At 64.9% G+C, this 17,230-nt stretch carries 16 protein-coding genes; 6 read left to right on the forward strand and 10 right to left on the reverse strand.

All coding sequences use genetic code 11. The annotated features are described in order from the left end of the window. Positions 1 to 215: 215 nt before the first annotated feature. The 4 genes from JX001_RS06110 (at position 216) to JX001_RS06125 (ending at position 4,912) form a co-directional block, all read left to right on the forward strand. Positions 216 to 1,397, forward strand: a complete 1,182-nt coding sequence (locus tag JX001_RS06110) for a cell wall hydrolase (protein WP_205682740.1) — start codon at positions 216 to 218, stop codon at positions 1,395 to 1,397. Positions 1,398 to 1,474: 77 nt separating this feature from the next. After that, entirely contained in the window at positions 1,475 to 3,412 is a 1,938-nt protein-coding gene (locus JX001_RS06115; RefSeq protein ID WP_205682741.1) for a PAS domain-containing protein, read from the forward strand. Between the two features lie 64 nt (positions 3,413 to 3,476). Beyond that, positions 3,477 to 3,884: a response regulator gene (locus JX001_RS06120; protein WP_017504729.1), complete on the forward strand. Its 408-nt coding sequence runs from the start codon at positions 3,477 to 3,479 to the stop codon at positions 3,882 to 3,884. A 68-nt stretch (positions 3,885 to 3,952) separates the two neighbouring features. Then, positions 3,953 to 4,912, forward strand: a complete 960-nt coding sequence (locus JX001_RS06125) for an aldo/keto reductase (RefSeq protein ID WP_205682742.1) — start codon at positions 3,953 to 3,955, stop codon at positions 4,910 to 4,912. On the opposite strand, the gene JX001_RS06130 is transcribed toward JX001_RS06125, so the two are convergent. Further along, positions 4,906 to 5,700 (reverse strand): hypothetical protein, encoded by a 795-nt coding sequence (locus JX001_RS06130; protein WP_205682743.1) that lies wholly within the window; start codon positions 5,698 to 5,700, stop codon positions 4,906 to 4,908. The genes JX001_RS06125 and JX001_RS06130 overlap by 7 nt on opposite strands. Before the next feature lie 21 nt (positions 5,701 to 5,721). Next, on the reverse strand, positions 5,722 to 6,729 hold the full coding sequence (gene trxB, locus JX001_RS06135) for a thioredoxin-disulfide reductase (RefSeq protein WP_205682744.1): 1,008 nt from the start codon (positions 6,727 to 6,729) through the stop codon (positions 5,722 to 5,724). Between the two features lie 69 nt (positions 6,730 to 6,798). On the opposite strand from trxB, the gene JX001_RS06140 reads away from it, so the two are divergent. Further along, positions 6,799 to 7,077, forward strand: coding sequence for a glycine zipper domain-containing protein (locus JX001_RS06140; RefSeq protein ID WP_205682745.1), 279 nt, complete (start codon positions 6,799 to 6,801; stop codon positions 7,075 to 7,077). 124 nt (positions 7,078 to 7,201) lie between these two features. Here the strand turns inward: JX001_RS06140 and JX001_RS06145 are convergent, their stop codons facing one another. From JX001_RS06145 to JX001_RS06170, 6 genes are all read right to left on the reverse strand, one after another. After that, the gene (locus JX001_RS06145; RefSeq protein ID WP_205682746.1) at positions 7,202 to 8,182 is read right to left on the reverse strand and encodes a mitochondrial fission ELM1 family protein; all 981 of its coding nucleotides are present in this window, start codon (positions 8,180 to 8,182) and stop codon (positions 7,202 to 7,204) included. Then, on the reverse strand, positions 8,179 to 8,601 hold the full coding sequence (locus JX001_RS06150; RefSeq protein ID WP_241004783.1) for a VOC family protein: 423 nt from the start codon (positions 8,599 to 8,601) through the stop codon (positions 8,179 to 8,181). Before JX001_RS06150 ends, JX001_RS06145 begins: the two co-directional genes overlap by 4 nt. A gap of 4 nt (positions 8,602 to 8,605) precedes the next feature. Beyond that, positions 8,606 to 9,079, reverse strand: a complete 474-nt coding sequence (greA, locus tag JX001_RS06155) for a transcription elongation factor GreA (RefSeq protein ID WP_055752933.1) — start codon at positions 9,077 to 9,079, stop codon at positions 8,606 to 8,608. Between the two features lie 147 nt (positions 9,080 to 9,226). After that, positions 9,227 to 9,427, reverse strand: a complete 201-nt coding sequence (locus JX001_RS06160; RefSeq protein WP_055752934.1) for a hypothetical protein — start codon at positions 9,425 to 9,427, stop codon at positions 9,227 to 9,229. A gap of 54 nt (positions 9,428 to 9,481) precedes the next feature. After that, positions 9,482 to 10,147: a glutathione S-transferase family protein gene (locus tag JX001_RS06165; protein WP_205682747.1), complete on the reverse strand. Its 666-nt coding sequence runs from the start codon at positions 10,145 to 10,147 to the stop codon at positions 9,482 to 9,484. A gap of 70 nt (positions 10,148 to 10,217) precedes the next feature. Beyond that, a complete protein-coding gene (locus JX001_RS06170) occupies positions 10,218 to 10,418 on the reverse strand; it encodes a hypothetical protein (RefSeq protein WP_055752936.1) in 201 nt (66 codons plus the stop codon). Positions 10,419 to 10,546: 128 nt separating this feature from the next. Here JX001_RS06170 and JX001_RS06175 point away from each other — a divergent pair, with 128 nt between their 5' ends. Continuing rightward, positions 10,547 to 11,851: a dicarboxylate/amino acid:cation symporter gene (locus JX001_RS06175; RefSeq protein WP_205682748.1), complete on the forward strand. Its 1,305-nt coding sequence runs from the start codon at positions 10,547 to 10,549 to the stop codon at positions 11,849 to 11,851. 12 nt (positions 11,852 to 11,863) lie between these two features. On the opposite strand, the gene JX001_RS06180 is transcribed toward JX001_RS06175, so the two are convergent. After that, positions 11,864 to 13,786: a coiled-coil domain-containing protein gene (locus tag JX001_RS06180; RefSeq protein ID WP_205682749.1), complete on the reverse strand. Its 1,923-nt coding sequence runs from the start codon at positions 13,784 to 13,786 to the stop codon at positions 11,864 to 11,866. Positions 13,787 to 13,927: 141 nt separating this feature from the next. Further along, entirely contained in the window at positions 13,928 to 17,227 is a 3,300-nt protein-coding gene (gene carB / locus JX001_RS06185) for a carbamoyl-phosphate synthase large subunit (RefSeq protein WP_205682750.1), read from the reverse strand. Positions 17,228 to 17,230 lie beyond the last annotated feature (3 nt).

The raw sequence follows: 17,230 nt of genomic DNA on the forward strand, positions 1-17,230 counted from the left end.
CCGCCTGCGCTCATACTGTCGGTTCGCCCCATCAGCGACGCGTTTGCGATGCTGGAACATAGTCTTACACCTTGCGTTTGGGGCGACCACCCCCTGACGCGCAGCAGGGCGTGATAACGGCGGTCGTCGTGACGCCGGAAAATGGCCTACAAGTCGGACTAGACGCGCGATCTCAGCGAACGGCCGGTGCGCCGATCGCGGTTGTTGGACCCTGAATGACCCGCTTGCCCTGGAAGACGATGTGGAAGGCGCTTCGGCGTTCGGCGGCGGCCTTGCCCGCGGCCGGCGCGGTGCTGGGCGTCGCCATGGCGGCGGGGTCCAGCGTCCGCCCCGATATGGATCGCACGGCCGAGGCGGTCTCGCGCATCACCGGGGGCGACTTGGGCGCGGGCGGTCTGGCGGCGATCAAGGGGCGTCTGACGCCATCGCAACTGGCCTTGGCGATGCGGCACGATCCGAACCTGCTGCAACCGGTCCTCTATGGGCTGACGCCGGGCTGGGAAAGCCTGACCTTGGCCGGCAAGCCGGGACTGGAACCGGGCAAGAGCGGGCTGGAGGCCCAACGTCTGAATGCGGCCATGGCCCCGGCGTCCGGCGCGCTGCGTCCCGCCTTGCCGTTCGTGTTCAAGGGCAGCGCTCAGGATCGTCGCCGCGCCCTGCGCTGCCTGACACAGGCGGTCTATTACGAGGCGGCGCTGGAACCCGAAAACGGCCAGGCCGGTGTCGCTCAGGTCGTGCTGAACCGGGTTCGCGATCCCAACTACGCCAACACCGTCTGCGGCGTGGTGTTCGAGGGCGCCGAACGCGTTACAGGCTGTCAGTTCAGCTTCACCTGCGACGGTTCGCTGGGCCAGGCGCCGGTCGGTTGGGCCTGGGAGCGGGCGCGCAAGGCGGCTGAGCGCGCGCTGAACGGCGCCGTGGCTCAGGAGGTCGGGACCGCCACCCACTATCACGCCGACTATGTGCATCCCTGGTGGGCGCCGACGGTGGCCAAGGTGACGCAGATCGGCGCGCACATCTTCTATCGTTGGAAGGGCGTCTATGGCGAAACCGCCGCCTTCCGCAAAACCTACAATGGGCGCGAGCCGGCGATCGACGAGGCGCGCTTCTCGCGGCCTCGTCTGACGATCGCCGCCGGGGCGGCCACGGGCGGCGCCGATCCCGATGCCGTCGTCGCGGATGCGCCCCTGCGCACCGTCGAGGTCGACGGGCGCCAACGCGTCGTCGGCGTGATCAGCCTGGGCGGGCGGCGACTGCCGACGCGTGACGAGGTGGCGGCGATCAACGCCCGGCTTTCCGCCGTCGACCCATCATCGACGACGCCCAAGCCTGCGGCTCCGAAAGTCGAAGGCGTCCCCTCGATGGACGTCGAAGAAGTCGGCCGACCGGCGACCTGACACCTTCATTGCAACGCTATAGGGCGTCAGGGCATTGATGCATGTTCCCGCACCCTGACGCCGACGAGGATAGCTGATTGACCCACCCTGATGTCGAAAGTCCTAGGTGGGACGAGGCAAGCCGACTGGACGCCCTCAAACGCTATGGTGTTCTGGATACACCCCCGGAAACGTCCTTTGACGACATCGCCAAGCTCGCGGCGCGGATCTGTGACGCGCCCATGGCCGCCGTCAGCTTGGTCGATACGCAGCGTCAGTGGTTCAAGGCCGAGGTCGGCCTTGGCGTCAGTGAAACGCCACGGTCCCAATCCTTCTGCGCCTACGCCATGCTTGGCGAGGAGGCCATGGTGGTGACGGATGCAGAGCGGGATTCCCGTTTCGCAGACAACGCCCTGGTCACCGGCCCGCCGCACATCCGCTTCTACGCCGGCCACCCGCTGAAGACGCCAGACGGCGTATCGCTCGGCGCACTGTGCGTCCTGGACGACAAGCCGAGACCGGAAGGCCTCACCGAACTCCAGACCCTGGCGCTGAAGACCCTTGCCGACCAGGTGATGAACCAGCTGGAGTTGCGTCGCGCCCTGCTGGACCGGGACACCAGCCAGCGCACGGCGCGTCTGGCGATGGAGGCGTCGGCCTATGTCGGGGCCTGGGATTGGGACATCGTCGAGGACAAGGTCGTCGCCGACGAGCGTTTCGCGCGCATGTACGGAGTCGATCCCGTCGCCGCTCAGGCCGGGGCGCCGATCGAGATGTTCACCGCCAATGTCCATCCTGACGATGTTGAGCGTGTGCGAGAAGAGATCGACCGCGCCATGTCCGGCGATGGCGTATTCCTCTGCGAATATCGTCTGATCGCCAACGGCGTCGAGCGTTGGGTCCTGGTGCGCGGCCAGACCTATTTCGACGCCAACGGGGACGCTGCTCGCCTTCCCGGCATCGCGGTGGACATCACTGACCGCCGACGGATCGAGACGGATCTGGCCGAGACGGCGCGGGCCCTGAGCGAGAGCGAGGCGCGGTTCCGCGTTCTCGCCGACGCCATGCCGCAGATGGTCTGGTCGACGCTGCCTGACGGCTTCCACGACTATTACAATGCACGCTGGTACGAGTTCACCGGCGTGCCGCTCGGCTCCACGGACGGAGAGGGGTGGAACGACATGTTCCACGCCGATGATCGCGACCGCGCCTGGAGCGTCTGGCGTCGCTCGCTGGAGACCGGCGAACCCTATGAGATCGAGTACCGCCTGAGACACCACAGCGGGGTCTATCGTTGGACTCTGGGCCGCGCGGTCGCGGTGCGCGACGAAGCCGGCGAGATCACCCGTTGGTTCGGCACGCTGACCGATATTGACGAGCTGAAGCGGCTTGAGCAGGGGCGCGAGCTGGTCAGCCAGGAGCTGAGCCACCGGATCAAGAACATCTTTGCGGTGGTCACGGCACTGGTCGCCCTGTCGGCGCGCCAGTATCCCGAAGCCAAGGCCTTCTCCGCCTCGCTGCGCACCCGGATCGCCGCCCTGGCGCGCGCGCACGAGTTCGTGCGTCCCCATACGGAGACGTCGAAGACCACGATCGGCGCGACCACGCTGCATTCCTTCCTGTCGGACCTGTTCAAGGCCTACGCGGACGAGACCGGCGCGCCGCGTGTCGTGATCGAGGGAGACGATGCGGTCTTCGACGATCAGGCGGCGACCTCCGTGGCTCTCCTCTTCCACGAACTGGCCACCAATGCGGCCAAGTACGGGGCCCTGTCCGAAAAGGGCGGGCTGGTCTCGCTGAGGACCGCCCGGAATGAAGATCGATTCGTGCTGACCTGGACCGAGACCGGAGGCCCGCCGATCCAAAATCCACCGGCGCGGACCGGCTTCGGTTCATCCCTCGCCACCCTTTCCGTGCAGGGACAATTGGGTGGACGGCTGGAACGCGAATGGCGTCCGGAAGGTTTGAAAATCATCGTCGATCTTCCGGCGACGGCGCTTTCACGCCGACGAGCCGCCCATGATCTTAGAAATTAGCGAAATGTTGAAACCAATCGGTTCAACTCGCGTTCTGTACGCTCCCGAGCACAAACCTAACCTCATGACCGCGCGTATCCTCATCATCGAAGACGAAGCCCTCGTTGCGATGGAGCTTCGATTCGTGCTGGAAGATCTGGGGCATGAAGTCCTGGGCGTCGCCGCGACCGCAAAGGCCGCGCGCGATCTGGTGCGCGAAAACGAAGTGGATTTGGCCCTGGTCGACATCCACCTGTCCGATGGTCCCACGGGGATCAACTTGGGTCGTGAACTCGGCCAGGACATGGGCGTCTCCGTCCTGTTCATGACGGCCAATCCCGGCATGGTGAAGGAAGGCGTCGCCGGAACGATCGGTGTCCTGTCCAAGCCGACGGATGAACATGCCGTGCAGACCGCCGTGGATTACGCCCTGCGCCGTCGCCAGGGCCAGCCGGTCGACTACGCACCGCCGGGTCTTCAACTCTTCGGGTAACCGCTGTCCAACGGTTGCAGCCGTATGGATGCGGCATATGTCGAGGGTTCCCAAAAGGAGACCTCCCCATGACGACCCTCACCAAACGCAAGCTCGGCTCCAGCGGCCTGGACATCGCCCCTCTGGTGTTCGGCGGCAACGTCTTCGGCTGGACGGCGGACGAGGCGACGTCATTCGCCCTGCTGGACGCCTTCGTCGAGGCCGGCTTTGACGCCATCGACACCGCCGACGCCTATTCGCGCTGGGTTCCGGGCCATTCCGGCGGGGAGAGCGAGACGATCATCGGAAAGTGGCTGAAGGCGCGCGGCCGGCGCGACGACGTCAAGATTCTGACCAAGGTCGGATCGGACATGGGCCAGGGCCACAACGACCTGTCGCCGGCCTGGATCGAGACGGCGGTCGAGGCGTCGCTGCGCCGGCTCCAGACCGACTATATCGACCTGTATCAGACCCACTGGCCCGATCCGAAGATGCCGCAGGAGGAGACGCTGCGCGCGCTCGACAAGCTGGTGCAGGCGGGCAAGGTGCGCGCCATCGGCACCTCCAACCATTCGGCCGAACAGGTCGCAGAGGCATTGGATATCTCGCAGCGAGAGGGTCTGGCCGCCTATGCGACGATCCAGCCGCACTACAACCTCTACAGCCGCGACACCTTCGAAGGCGGGTTGCAGGACCTGGCCGTGGAGAAGGGCTTGGGCGTCATCACCTACTTCAGCCTGGAGAGCGGCTTCCTGACCGGCAAATACAAGACCGTCGATCAGATCGCCGGGACCAAGCGCGAGGGCATGCTGAAGGACAAGTTCGACGAGCGCGGCGTGCGCATCCTGGCGGTTCTGGACGCCGTGGCCCAGAAGAGCGAAGCCACCTCGGCCCAGGTCGCCCTGGCCTGGCTGCTGGCCCAGCCGGGCGTGACGGCCCCGATCGTCAGCGCCACCTCGACCGAACAACTGGCCGACACGCTGAAGGCGGCGACCCTGATGCTGTCGGACGAGTACGTGGCGGAACTGATGGAGGCGAGCGGCTACTGAAGGGGCGTGAACAAGGCGCCGAATTCGACAGGGAGTTCGGCGCTTGCGATTTTCACAGCACCGTTGGAATCGACGCCCTCGATCTGAACTCTGAGACCGTGTTGATTCAACAGGGCGGGCCCGCCCAGCACCTGTGGTCGGATTGGCGTGAAACTGCCGGGCAACTGGCGTTTTCGCCGTCCTTCGCCGCTCCACATCGTCACCTCGTAGGTGCCCGACCGGCGGTTCCAAACCACCTGCGCCTGGCCAGCCATAGCGCGGGGATCGCTCAACTCACTTGGAGCCGGCGTGGAATAACTCACCGGGCCTTCCGCAAGCGGTTGTCGTCCTTGGTAGGCTAGGGGCGTCGGTTCGCGGCATGCCGCTTCGCGCAGGATCGTGCAGCCGCCACGCATCGCAGACCAGAATTGTTCGAACCGCCCATCGTCGTCGGCATCACGAAGACAGCGAATCGAATAGTTCTGATCGGAACAGAACACCGTCTGGCCGGACCGGGTGGTCACGGCCATCCAGAGCGGATCGGTCGGCTTGATGGCTGCCTCGCCGAACCCCGCAGGTGGAAGCTCACGCGTCACGCTTCGCGCGCTGGCCCTCGAAAGTCTGAAATCAAACAAGTAGCCGGGTTGGACTGATCCCTCATTTCGGGTCGGCCTGATGACGACTGGAAACACTATGGCGTCAGAGAAACGAGAGGGTTCAGGCTCAGTGATCTGAGCCTTTACGGTCGTGATGGGCAGGATAATCAACGCCGCTGCCACAGCGATCCAAAGTCTGATCTGTCCTTTCACAATCCGCCTCCTCTTGCAGCACTACCAGACCCCGATCTTCTCCGCCTCGGCGTGGCTGATGGGGTTGTGGGCCTTGGCGTGGTCCTCTTCGGCGAGGAAGCGGCTGACTTCCAGGGCGGCCATGCAGCCCATGCCGGCGGCTGTGACGGCCTGGCGATAGACGTCGTCGGTCACGTCGCCGGCGGCCCAGACGCCTTCGATCTCGGTCGAGGCGGTGCCGGGCTTGACCCGCAGATAGCCGCCGGCGTTGGTTTCCAGCTGGCCCTTGAACAGTTCCGACGACGGGGCGTGGCCGATGGCGATGAAGACGCCGTCGGCGGGGATTTCCCGGGTCGAGCCGTCCTGGACGTTCTTGAGCCGAACGCCCGTGACGTTCTTGGCCATGCCGTCCACGACGCCGACGATTTCCTCGATCGCCGAGTTCCAGATCACCTCCACCTTGGGGTGGGCGAACAGCCGGTCCTGGAGGATCTTCTCGGCGCGGAACTCGTCGCGACGGTGAACGACCGTGACCTTGGAGGCGAAGTTGGTCAGGAACAGCGCCTCTTCGACGGCGGTGTTGCCGCCGCCGACGACCACGACCTCCTTGCCGCGATAGAAGAAGCCGTCGCAGGTGGCGCAGGCCGAGACGCCGAAGCCCTGATAGGCGGCCTCGCTCTCCAGCCCCAGCCATTTGGCCTGGGCGCCGGTGGAGATGATGACGGTCTCGGCCAGCATCTCTTCGCCGCTGTCCAGCCTCAGCCGGAACGGGCGTTGCGACAGGTCGGCGGAGACCACGATGTCGTGGATGACTTCGGTCCCGACATGCAGGGCCTGGGCCTGCATCTGCTCCATCAGCCAGGGGCCCTGGATGGTGTCGGCGAAGCCGGGATAGTTCTCGACGTCGGTGGTGATGGTCAGCTGGCCGCCGGGCTGGATGCCGGCGATGACGACGGGGTTCAGCGAGGCGCGGGCGGCGTAGATGGCGGCGGTCCAGCCGGCGGGGCCGGAGCCGATGATGGCGACGCGAACGGTACGAGCTTGGGTCATGGCCCTATTTAGGCGGTGATTCCCGTTTGCGCGATGCTAGTCTCGCCTGACACGCAGGGGAGTATGGGGATGACGAGCAAGAACGCGGCCTTCCTGCCGATCGGGATCGGCATGGGCCTGTCGATCGGCGTGGCGCTGGGCGTGGCCCTGGACAACGTCGGCCTGGGCCTCGCCCTCGGCACGGCCATCGGATCGGGCTTCGGCGTGGCTCTGATGAGCGCGGCGAACGCCAAGGCCAAGAAGAGCGGCGGGTCGGACGGCGGCGCGGTCATGCCTTCATCGGATACGTCGCAGCACAGCGGCTCAGACTGCAGCGGTGACAGCGGCGGCGGTGGCGGCGGCGACTGAAAAGGCCACTACAGAAGTTTTTAGTGCACTTTAGTGCAGATTTTTGCGAACCGTTCTGAGGAATCCTCCCGATGACGGTCGCCACCATGGGGCCTGGCTGCGTCAGGAACGGACGTGGGTCTCGCTATCGCGTCCGCATCGCTTCCAGGACGGCGCGCGCGGCGCGGTCAGTTTCGGCCAGCGGGTCGTAGGTCCATCCGTCCAGCGCGCCGTCGAACGGACGGATCGCGCCGCGCGACTGCAGGTCGTCGTGCAGGCGAGCGAACTTGTCGCCGGCCTTCAGCGAGATCATCGGCAGGACGTGGACCGGCTTGCCTGTGGAGGCGGCCTCGGCGGCCATATTGGCGCTGTCCTCGGTGACCAGGATGTGGTCGGCGAAATGGAGGAAGCCGAACAGGGGGTTGTCGCCTGTCCCATCCCAGATCCAGCCCGGCAGGTCCGACAGGCGAGCGGTCATGGCGGCCTTCGCCGCATCAGGCGTGCGGCGTGAGAAAGTCAACATCAGCGCGCCGCCAGATGCTCGCACGGCGTCCGCGATCTGGTCGGCCAGGTCCGCCGCATGGGCCTCGGTCAGGTCGAAAGCCTTGGACTTGCCGCCGATCAGCACGGCGATGCGCGGATGGGGCAGGGGGGCGATCCGGTCGGCGAAGGCGGGCGCGGCCTCGGCGATCCGCTGGGGCGTGATGCGGTGGGGCGAGCCGGTGATCTCAAAGACATTGTCGCCCGACAGGCCGTCATGGGCGGGGGCGACAATCAGGTCGTAGCGGTCGTTCGCCCAGCGTGGATCCTGGGTCTGGACGACGAAGGTCTCGCCGCCGCTCCACGCCTTGACGCGGGTCGACAGCGGCAGGGTCGCACGACCCGTGGCGATCCACAGATCGGGCCAGGGGGCGGTCAGCGGCTCGGACGCCAGCATCGCCGGGGTTTTCAAGGTCGACGGCAGGCGATCGAATAGGGCGCGCCAGCGCACGGGCTTGATGGTGATTTTCGCGGGGGTCAGACGCTGAACCGCTTCGGCCAGCCCGAGGGCCTGATTTTCAATGCCGGCGCGGCCGTCTGAAACGACCCAGATGTCCAAGGGGCTGACAGGCGAAATCGGCGTCACGACCCGTTCGCGTCGGCCTTGACCCAGGTCATGACCTCGATCTTGTTGCCGTCGGGATCGCGCAAGAACGCGGCGTAATAGCCGGGCGCGTATTCCGGGCGAAAGCCCGGCGTGCCGGCGTCATCACCCCCTGCCGCGAGACCTCTTGCGTGAAAGAGGTCCACCGCATCCCGGTGCGGCGCGGCGAAGCAGACGTGAGCGCCGTTGCCGGGTGTTGCCGGTTGATGGTTCTGGGGTGCGGACGCCCAGAACTCCGGAAAGGCGCGGCCATAGGCCAGCCCCATAGGATGTTCCATGACCCGGTTGACGCCCAAAGCGGCGAAAACTGCGTCGTAGAAAACGCCCGCTCTGGCGAGGTCGGTGACGCCCACCGAAACATGCGACACCAGGGGCGAGCGTGTTTCGGCGGCGTCGGTCATGGATTTACTTCCACTCGACCTTGAGGATCTCGTAGGCCTTCACGCCGCCGGGGGTGTTGACCTCCACGACGTCGCCGACCTCCTTGGAAATCATGGCGCGCGCGATCGGCGAGGCGATCGAGATCTTGCCCTTCTTCACATCGGCTTCGTGTTCGCCGACGATCTGATAGGTGGCCTCTTCCTCGGTGTCCTCGTCCACCACGGTGACCGTGGCGCCGAACTTGACCTGACTGCCCGACAGTTTGGACACGTCGATGACCTGGGCGCGGCTGATCTTGTCCTCGATTTCGGCGATCTGGCCTTCGATCCAGCCCTGACGCTCCTTGGCGGCATGGTATTCGGCGTTTTCGGACAAGTCGCCGTGCTCACGCGCCTCGGAAATGGCGGCGATCACGCTCGGCCTTTCGACCGACTTCAATTGCTTCAGTTGATCGTCGAGGGCACGGTAGCCCTCGCCCGTCATCGGCACTTTTTCCATTTGTGTCGTGATTTTTCTGGTTCGCCCGGAGACTGGAAAGACGCGAGATAAGCACACAAAAGGCCGCGGGGCGGGCGCGGCCGGGCATCAAGACTAGGGTTTCTCGCTCACGAATTCAAGAGCGCAACGCCCGCGCCGGTTGACCGCTCAGGCGCGGGCCGGCGGTTCGGGCTTGTGATCACGACGCAGGACGCCCTTTATGAGGCTGTAGGCCAGCCAACCGACGGCGGCGAGCCCGGCGAGCATGAAGACGCCGGAAATCAGGGCGGCTCCCGCCGCCATGAAGGCGAGGACGAAGGCGACGGCCGCAGCCAGTCCGGCTACGATCTGAATGGTTTGAAGGCGCATGAGACCTTAACGCCCTCGACCACGGCGGGTTGCGCCGCCGCGATCACGATCCGATCACGCGTAGCTGTAGGGACCGCCGCGCTCGAGCGCGCGTTGATAGGCAGGCCGTGCGTGGATGCGGTTCAAGAAAGCCTTCAGACGAGGTTTGGTCTCGGCATTGAACGCGCGGTCGGCGCCGGCCTCGACTGGAAAGCTCATCATGATGTCGGCGGCGGTGAACTGATCGCCCGCGAACCATTCCGAGCGGCCCAGTTCGTCCTCCCAGAAGCCGACATGGGTGCGTAGCTGCGGATCGACGAAACTGGTGATCGCCTTGTTGGCGACGCCATTGACGATGGGCTTCAGCAGGGCCGGCGCACGGCGCGGCAGCATGCTGAAGACCAGCTTCAGCAGCAAAGGGGGCATGGCCGACCCTTCAGCATAGTGCAGCCAATAGGTGAACCGACGGCCGTCCTCGGTTCCCGCCGCCGGACGCAGGCGACCTTCGCCGTAGGTATCGAGCAAATATTCGACGATGGCCCCGGTCTCTGCGACCTTGACCGCGCCGTCTTCGATGACCGGCGACTTGCCCAGCGGGTGGATCGCCAGCAGTTCGGGTGGCGCCAGCCGATTGCCAGCGTTTCGTTCATAGCGCACGACCTCATAGTCCAGGCCCAACTCTTCGAGCAGCCACAGGACGCGTTGCGAGCGGCTGTCGTTCAGATGGTGGACTTTGATCATGGGTCGGCTCCGGGGGGCGAGGCGTGACTATTCGCAACGCCGCTCCAGAAGTCGAGCGGCGATTGCGGCCTCAGCGCGGGCGGCGGCCGCTCCAGCGTCCGCGCGGTTGCGGCGCGACCTTGGGCTTGGCGCCTTCGCGGCGGTTGCGCCAGACCTCATAGGCCAGGGTCGCCAGGGCCAGTTTGCCGGCGTGACGACCGGCGACGCGGCGGCCGCCCTTGGAGAGCAGCAGGCTGCCGATCAGCGGGACGAGTTTATTCAGACGGGACATGATTGAGTTCCTTTCGTCGTCCCAACGCGCCGTGCGCGATCAGGGTTCGCCCTGCGACGACATGATCTGTCAGCGACCGGCAGAAGGTTTGGCGCGCGCGACGCGCCGAGCGGTGCTAGCGCTAGGGCATGAGCCAATCCCGCATCGCCGCCTTCTTCACCTCCCTGAGCTTTTTCGTCATCGCGGCCCTGGTCGCCGGCGTCGTCGTCGGCGCCCTGGCGCAAGGGTCGCAGGCCGCCTGGCTGACCGGCGCCTTGGGCGTGGTCGAGAGCTTGGGCCAGGTGTGGCTGAACGCCCTGCGCATGACCGTCATTCCCCTGGTGTTCAGCCTGCTGGTGACGGGCATCGTGTCGATCGCCGATGCGGCGGCGACGGGCCGGATCGCGGTGCGGTCGCTGGTGGTGTTCGGCGTCCTGCTGGTCGGGGCGACGCTTTATGCGATCCTTGCGGGGCTGGGCCTGCTGGCGGTCTGGCCGATCGATCCCGAGGCGGGGCGTGGGCTGCTGGCGGGCGTCAGCGCCGAATCGCTGGCGACCGTGGGCGAGGCGGCGCGCACCGACGGCCTGCGCGCCTTCCTGGCCAGTCTGGCGCCGGCCAATGTCATCAAGGCGGCGTCCGACGACGGGGTGCTGGCGGTGGTGGTCTTCGCCGTCGCCTTCGGCTTCGCCGCGACGCGGATCAAGGCCCAACTGCGGCGGCCCTTGGCCGGCTTCTTCGAGGCGGTGGCCGAGACCATGGTCGTCATCGTCCACTGGGTGCTGCTGGCCGCGCCGTTCGGTGTATTCGCTTTGGCGCTAGGCGTGGGTTTGCGGGCCGGACTGGGGGTGGCAGGAACGCTGGCCCATTATGTCGCCATCGTCTGCCTGAGCCAGATTGGGCTGATCCTGATCATCTATGTCGTGGCGATCGTGTGGGGACGGATTTCGCTGGCCCGTTTCGCGCGCGCCGTGGCGCCGGCCCAGGTCGTCGCCGTCTCGACCCAGTCGTCGCTGGCCAGCCTGCCGGTCATGATCGAGCGCGCGCGCGACTGGCTGGGCGTGCCGCAGACGTCGGCGGGTCTGGTGCTGCCGCTGGCGGTGGCGGTTTTCCGCATCACCAGCCCGGTCGCCAACCTGGCGGTCTGCCTCTATGTGGCGCAGTTGCACGGGGTGGAGCTGGGGCTCGGCGTGCTGATCGCCGGCGGACTGACGGCCATCGCCGTGTCCATCGCCTCGGTGGGCCTGCCCGGCCAGGTCAGCTTCTTCGCCGCCATCGGCCCAATCTGCTTGGCCATGGGCTTGCCGCTGGGCGTGCTGCCGCTGCTGCTGGCGGTCGAGGTCATCCCCGACATCTTCCGCACCGTCGGCAACGTCACCGCCGACCTGGCCGCGACCCGGATCGTGGCCGGCGACGGCGCAGCTCTTGTCGGAGATGAAGGGGCGCCGTTGCAGTGAGACCTTCCGGCCTCAGGGCTTCAGTATCCGCCGTTTCAGCCGAGCCAGTCGGCGCATAAGAGTAGGAGGCGTAGCGCGGGCAATCTGAAGACGGCGGTCGAGCAAGGTGTTTCGGGCTGCAGCCGCGTTCAGTTCAGTTCCCATAAGTAGGATCTCTGAGGCCTGTTCTTTCAAGCGAGCCTGAATAGCTTGTTGAGATTGCTGCAAGCTTTCTATTCTCATAGTGCTCGCATCTGCTTCAGCTCTAAGGGATGTCGTTTCCAGGCTCAGGTCCGCCTTTTCGTTTGACAAAGCGTCGAGCTCTGCCCTCGATTCTGTGAGTTCATCGCGCAGACCCTCTATGGTTTCGCGAGCACGGGCCAGATCATTCGCGAGATGCGCCTGTTTCTCTGTCGCTTCCCTACGACTGTCTTCCAAGGTGTCTTGAACGGCGGCGAGTTCGGCGGTCAGGGCGTCGCGAGCGGATGCAGCCGCCCGCGCTTCTGTGAGTTCATCGCGCAGACCCTCTATGGTTTCGCGAGCACGGGCCAGATCATTCGCGAGATGCGCCTGTTTCTCTGTCGCTTCCCTACGACTGTCTTCCAAGGTGTCTTGAACGGCGGCGAGTTCGGCGGTCAGGGCGTCGCGAGCGGATGCAGCCGCCCGCGCTTCTGTGAGTTCATCGCGCAGACCCTCTATGGTTTCGCGAGCACGGGCCAGATCATTCGCGAGATGCGCCTGTTTCTCTGTCGCTTCCCTACGACTGTCTTCCAAGGTGTCTTGAACGGCGGCGAGTTCGGCGGTCAGGGCCTCGCGAGCGGATGCAGCCGCCAACGACTGCGCCTGAGTTTCGATGAGTATCGTTCTATCGCTCTCTATCGCGGCCAGATCATTCAGACGCTCAATGTAGCTCGTCCGTATGCGGTGCGTGTGGAACTCGTTTTTGTCCCAGTCATCGAGCAATTGTTCGGCCAACCCCCTGACGAAATCCGCGCTTTCCGGCGACGGCGCGCCGCCGCAGATAATCTTAGTGAATTGGCGGATCGTGTCGACGAAAAGGGCTCGGTCGCCGACCGACAGCAGACTGAGTTCGAAATTTCTCCTGGCCCCGGAAAGGTCGATAGTCAACGAGGTGGACTGCCGAATCCTTTCCTCCATCGTCGCCTGGTAGTCAGGGTCGCGGCAGGCACTGGCGTCCAAGATTATGTCGCAAGAATCGAAGGCGTGCGCATATATATAGAGATGAAAGAAAGAAAATCTATAAAATAAATTTACACTCTTGACGTCAATCGTCGATAATGGAAAGCACTCTTTAATATTTAACAAAAATAGATCATCTGAATAATCTATAATGTCGTTCATTCGATCAAAGAAGTAGCTATTTCCAATCAAACTTTGGTAGCTATATGAACCCCACTGGTCAAATAATCTGCGAAATAACAAGATGTGGCAGCCAGGAAACGATCTGGCTATGGCGCGGGCTCGACCTGCCGATCGGGTGCATGTCAGAACCGGCGTCTTATGGTTGTCCGTAGCGTTACGAATGAGCCGGCTGATGTAGGACTTTTCGCCTGATGTTAGAGCGCCGTCGAACCCTTCGCTGGGGATGAACGACCTGAAGGCCATGTCGGCATCGTATGCCGGAACACCTTTGTCCTTCTGCAGTAGGTTCAGAAATTCAATGAAATATGGCGCCTGAGCAGGGTGTTTCGACTCCCAGGCGGCATGATGGTTCCCCATAACCTGCGAGGGGGTGAGATCCGCGAGAGCCTCATGAAAGATTTCGTAATAGGCGGTCGTTTCCGGCGAGCGGCGGAAGCGTTCCCAAAGCCAAGTGCTGGATGTGCGAAAACTGGAGTGCACAAACACCGGGCGTGGAGACGAGCCGCGCCAGTCGCGCACGATTGCTGGGGCCATGGGGACGGTGGAAAGGGTCTCCGGTTCGTGACCAATCATCGGATGTGCTCCACGATGCTCGGCCAAAAGCCGACCAGGGTTTGAGGATTGGTCAGTAGACGACTCTTAGAGAGTCGCCGAAAGACGCTTTTCATCACTTAGCCGGATACGACGCTGAGCTCAGCTCGACGCAGTAAGCGATCAGTCATAATCTTGGATCGCCCGCACATCCAGGTCGCCAGCCTTGATCGCGCCGATGGCCTGAGCCGCCGCGAGAGCGCCGGCTGTGGTGGTGTAGTAGGGCATCTTCATCATCAGGGCGGTGCGGCGCAGGCTGAAGCTGTCCTGCAGCGACTGCTTGCCCGATGTGGTGTTGAAGACCAGCTGGACCTCGCCGTTCTTCATCGCGTCCACGATGTGCGGGCGGCCTTCCAGCACCTTCTTGACCAGCTTCACCTCCAGCCCCTGTTCGACCAGATAGGCGTGGGTGCCGCCGGTGGCCATCAGGCTGAAGCCCTCGGCCAGCAGCGTTTTGGCGGCGTCGACGATGAAGGGCTTGTCCTCATCCTTGACCGAAATGAAGGCGCAGCCCGAGGTCGGCAGAGTGGTGCCGCCGCCGATCTGGGACTTGGCGAAGGCGCGGGCGAAGGCGGGGGCCATGTCGGCCTCTCCCGGCCGCTTGAAGTCCAGGCCCATGACCTCGCCGGTCGAGCGCATTTCCGGGCCCAGGACGGTGTCCACCCCGGCGAAACGGGCGAACGGGAAGACCGCTTCCTTGACCGCGATATGGTCGTAGGGCTTGTCGGTCAGGCCAAAGGATTTGAGCGGCACGCCGGCCATGACCTTGGCGGCGATGGAGGCGATGGGCTGGCCGATGGTCTTGGCCACGAAGGGCGCCGTGCGGCTGGCGCGCGGATTGACCTCCAGCACAAAGATGCGCGGGTTTTCGCTGTGCGGCTCCTCGATGGCGAACTGCACGTTCATCAGGCCGCGCACCTTCAGGGCCTTGGCCATTTCGGTGGTCTGACGCTTCAGCTCGTCCACGATCTCGGGCCGCAACGAGAAGGGCGGCATGGAGCAGGCGCTGTCGCCCGAGTGGACGCCGGCTTCCTCGATATGTTCCAGGACGCCGGCGACGAAGACCGTCTCGTCGTCGCAAAGGGCGTCCACGTCCACCTCGGTGGCGCGGTTCAGATAGTGGTCGATCAGGACCGGATCGTCGCCCGAGACGCGCATGGCCTCGTGGACGTAGCGGTCCAGTTGCTCGCGGTCGTGGACGATCATCATGCCGCGACCGCCCAGGACGTAGGAGGGGCGTAGCACGACGGGATAGCCGACCTCTTCGGCCTTTTGCGCGGCCTCTTCGGCCGAACGGGCCAGGCCATTGGGCGGCTGGCGCAGGCCGATGCCTTCCAGCATCTGCTGGAACCGCTCGCGGTCCTCGGCCAGGTCGATGGAATCGACCGACGTGCCCAGAACGGGGATATTGTCCTCCTGCAGGGCGTGGGCCAGCTTCAGCGGGGTCTGGCCGCCGAACTGGACGACGCAGCCGATCAGCTCGCCGTTCGAGCGCTCGACCTCGATCAGCTCCAGCACGTCCTCGGCCGTCAGAGGCTCGAAATACAGGCGGTCGGAGGTGTCGTAGTCGGTCGAGACGGTCTCGGGGTTGCAGTTGACCATGATGCTTTCGACGCCGATCTGGTCGAAGGCGAAGGCTGCGTGGCAGCAGCAGTAGTCGAACTCGATGCCCTGGCCGATCCGGTTCGGACCGCCGCCCAGGATGATGGCCTTCTTCTTGTTCGTCGGCTCGGACTCGCACTCTGGAATTTGGCCGAGCGCACCGGTCTCGTAGGTCGAGTACATATAGGCGGTGGCGCTGGCGAACTCGGCGGCGCAGGTGTCGATGCGCTTGAACACCGGGCGGACGTTCAGGCCGCGACGGGCGGTCCGGACGGATTTTTCGCTCTGGCCGGTGAGTTGCGCCAGACGGGCGTCTGAGAAGCCCTTGGACTTCAGGCGGCGGAACTCGGTCGGGTCGGTCGGCAGGCCCTTGACCCGGACATGGCCTTCCTCGCGCACGATGTCGGCGATCTGGCGCAGGAACCAGGGTTCGTAGGAACAGGCGGCGTTGACCTCCTCGACCGTCAGGCCGTGGCGGAAGGCCTGGGCGATGACGCGGATGCGGTCGGGGGTCGGAACGCCCAAGGCGCGGACGACGGCGCCGCGGGCCGTGGCGTCGTCTTCGGCGCCGGCCACCCCTTCGATCTCGATCTCGTCGAAGCCCGACAGGCCGGTCTCCAGCCCGCGCAGGGCCTTCTGCATCGATTCCTGGAAGGTGCGGCCGATGGCCATCACCTCGCCCACCGACTTCATCGAGGTGCCCAGCAGGGGCTCGGATCCCGGATATTTCTCGAAGGCGAAACGGGGGATCTTGGTGACCACATAGTCGATCGACGGCTCGAACGACGCCGGCGTGACCTGGGTGATGTCGTTGGTCAGTTCGTCCAGGGTGTAGCCGACCGCCAGACGGGCCGCGACCTTGGCGATGGGGAAGCCGGTGGCCTTGGACGCCAGCGCGGACGAGCGCGACACGCGCGGGTTCATCTCGATCACGACCATGCGGCCGTCGGCGGGGTTGATGGCCCACTGCACGTTCGACCCGCCTGTCTCGACCCCGATTTCGCGCAGCACATTGATCGAGCCCGTCCGCATCCGCTGATATTCTTTGTCGGTCAGCGTCAGGGCGGGGGCGACGGTGATGCTGTCGCCGGTGTGCACCCCCATCGGATCCACGTTCTCGATCGAGCAGATGATGATGCAGTTGTCCGCCGTGTCGCGGACGACCTCCATCTCATATTCCTTCCAGCCCAGGACCGATTCCTCGATAAGCACCTCGGTGGTCGGCGACAGGTCCAGGCCGCGCAGGACGATCTCCTCGAACTCCTCGCGGTTGAAGGCGATGCCGCCGCCGGTGCCGGCCAGGGTGAAGGACGGGCGGATCACGGCGGGCAGGCCGACGAACTCCAGCCCCTCCAGCGCCTCTTCCATCGAATGGGCGGCCTTGGAGCGGGGCGATTCCAGACCCAGCTTGTCCATGGCGTCGCGGAACTTCTGGCGGTCCTCGGCCTTGTCGATGACCTCGGCCTTGGCGCCGATCATCTCGACGCCGTGCTTGGCCAGCGCGCCGGATTCATGCAGGGCCAGGGCGGTGTTCAGCGCGGTCTGGCCGCCCATGGTCGGCAGCAGGGCGTCGGGCTTTTCCTTGACGATGATCTTCTCGACCATCTCGGGCGTGATCGGCTCGATATAGGTGGCGTCGGCCACCTCCGGGTCGGTCATGATGGTGGCGGGGTTCGAGTTGACCAGGATGACCCGATACCCTTCCGCCTTCAGCGCCTTGCAGGCCTGAACGCCTGAGTAGTCGAACTCGCACGCCTGGCCGATGACGATCGGGCCGGCGCCGATGATGAGGATGGACTTGATGTCTGTGCGCTTGGGCATCGC

This window comes from Brevundimonas fontaquae, assembly GCF_017086445.1.
In the GTDB taxonomy this organism is placed as follows: domain Bacteria; phylum Pseudomonadota; class Alphaproteobacteria; order Caulobacterales; family Caulobacteraceae; genus Brevundimonas; species Brevundimonas fontaquae.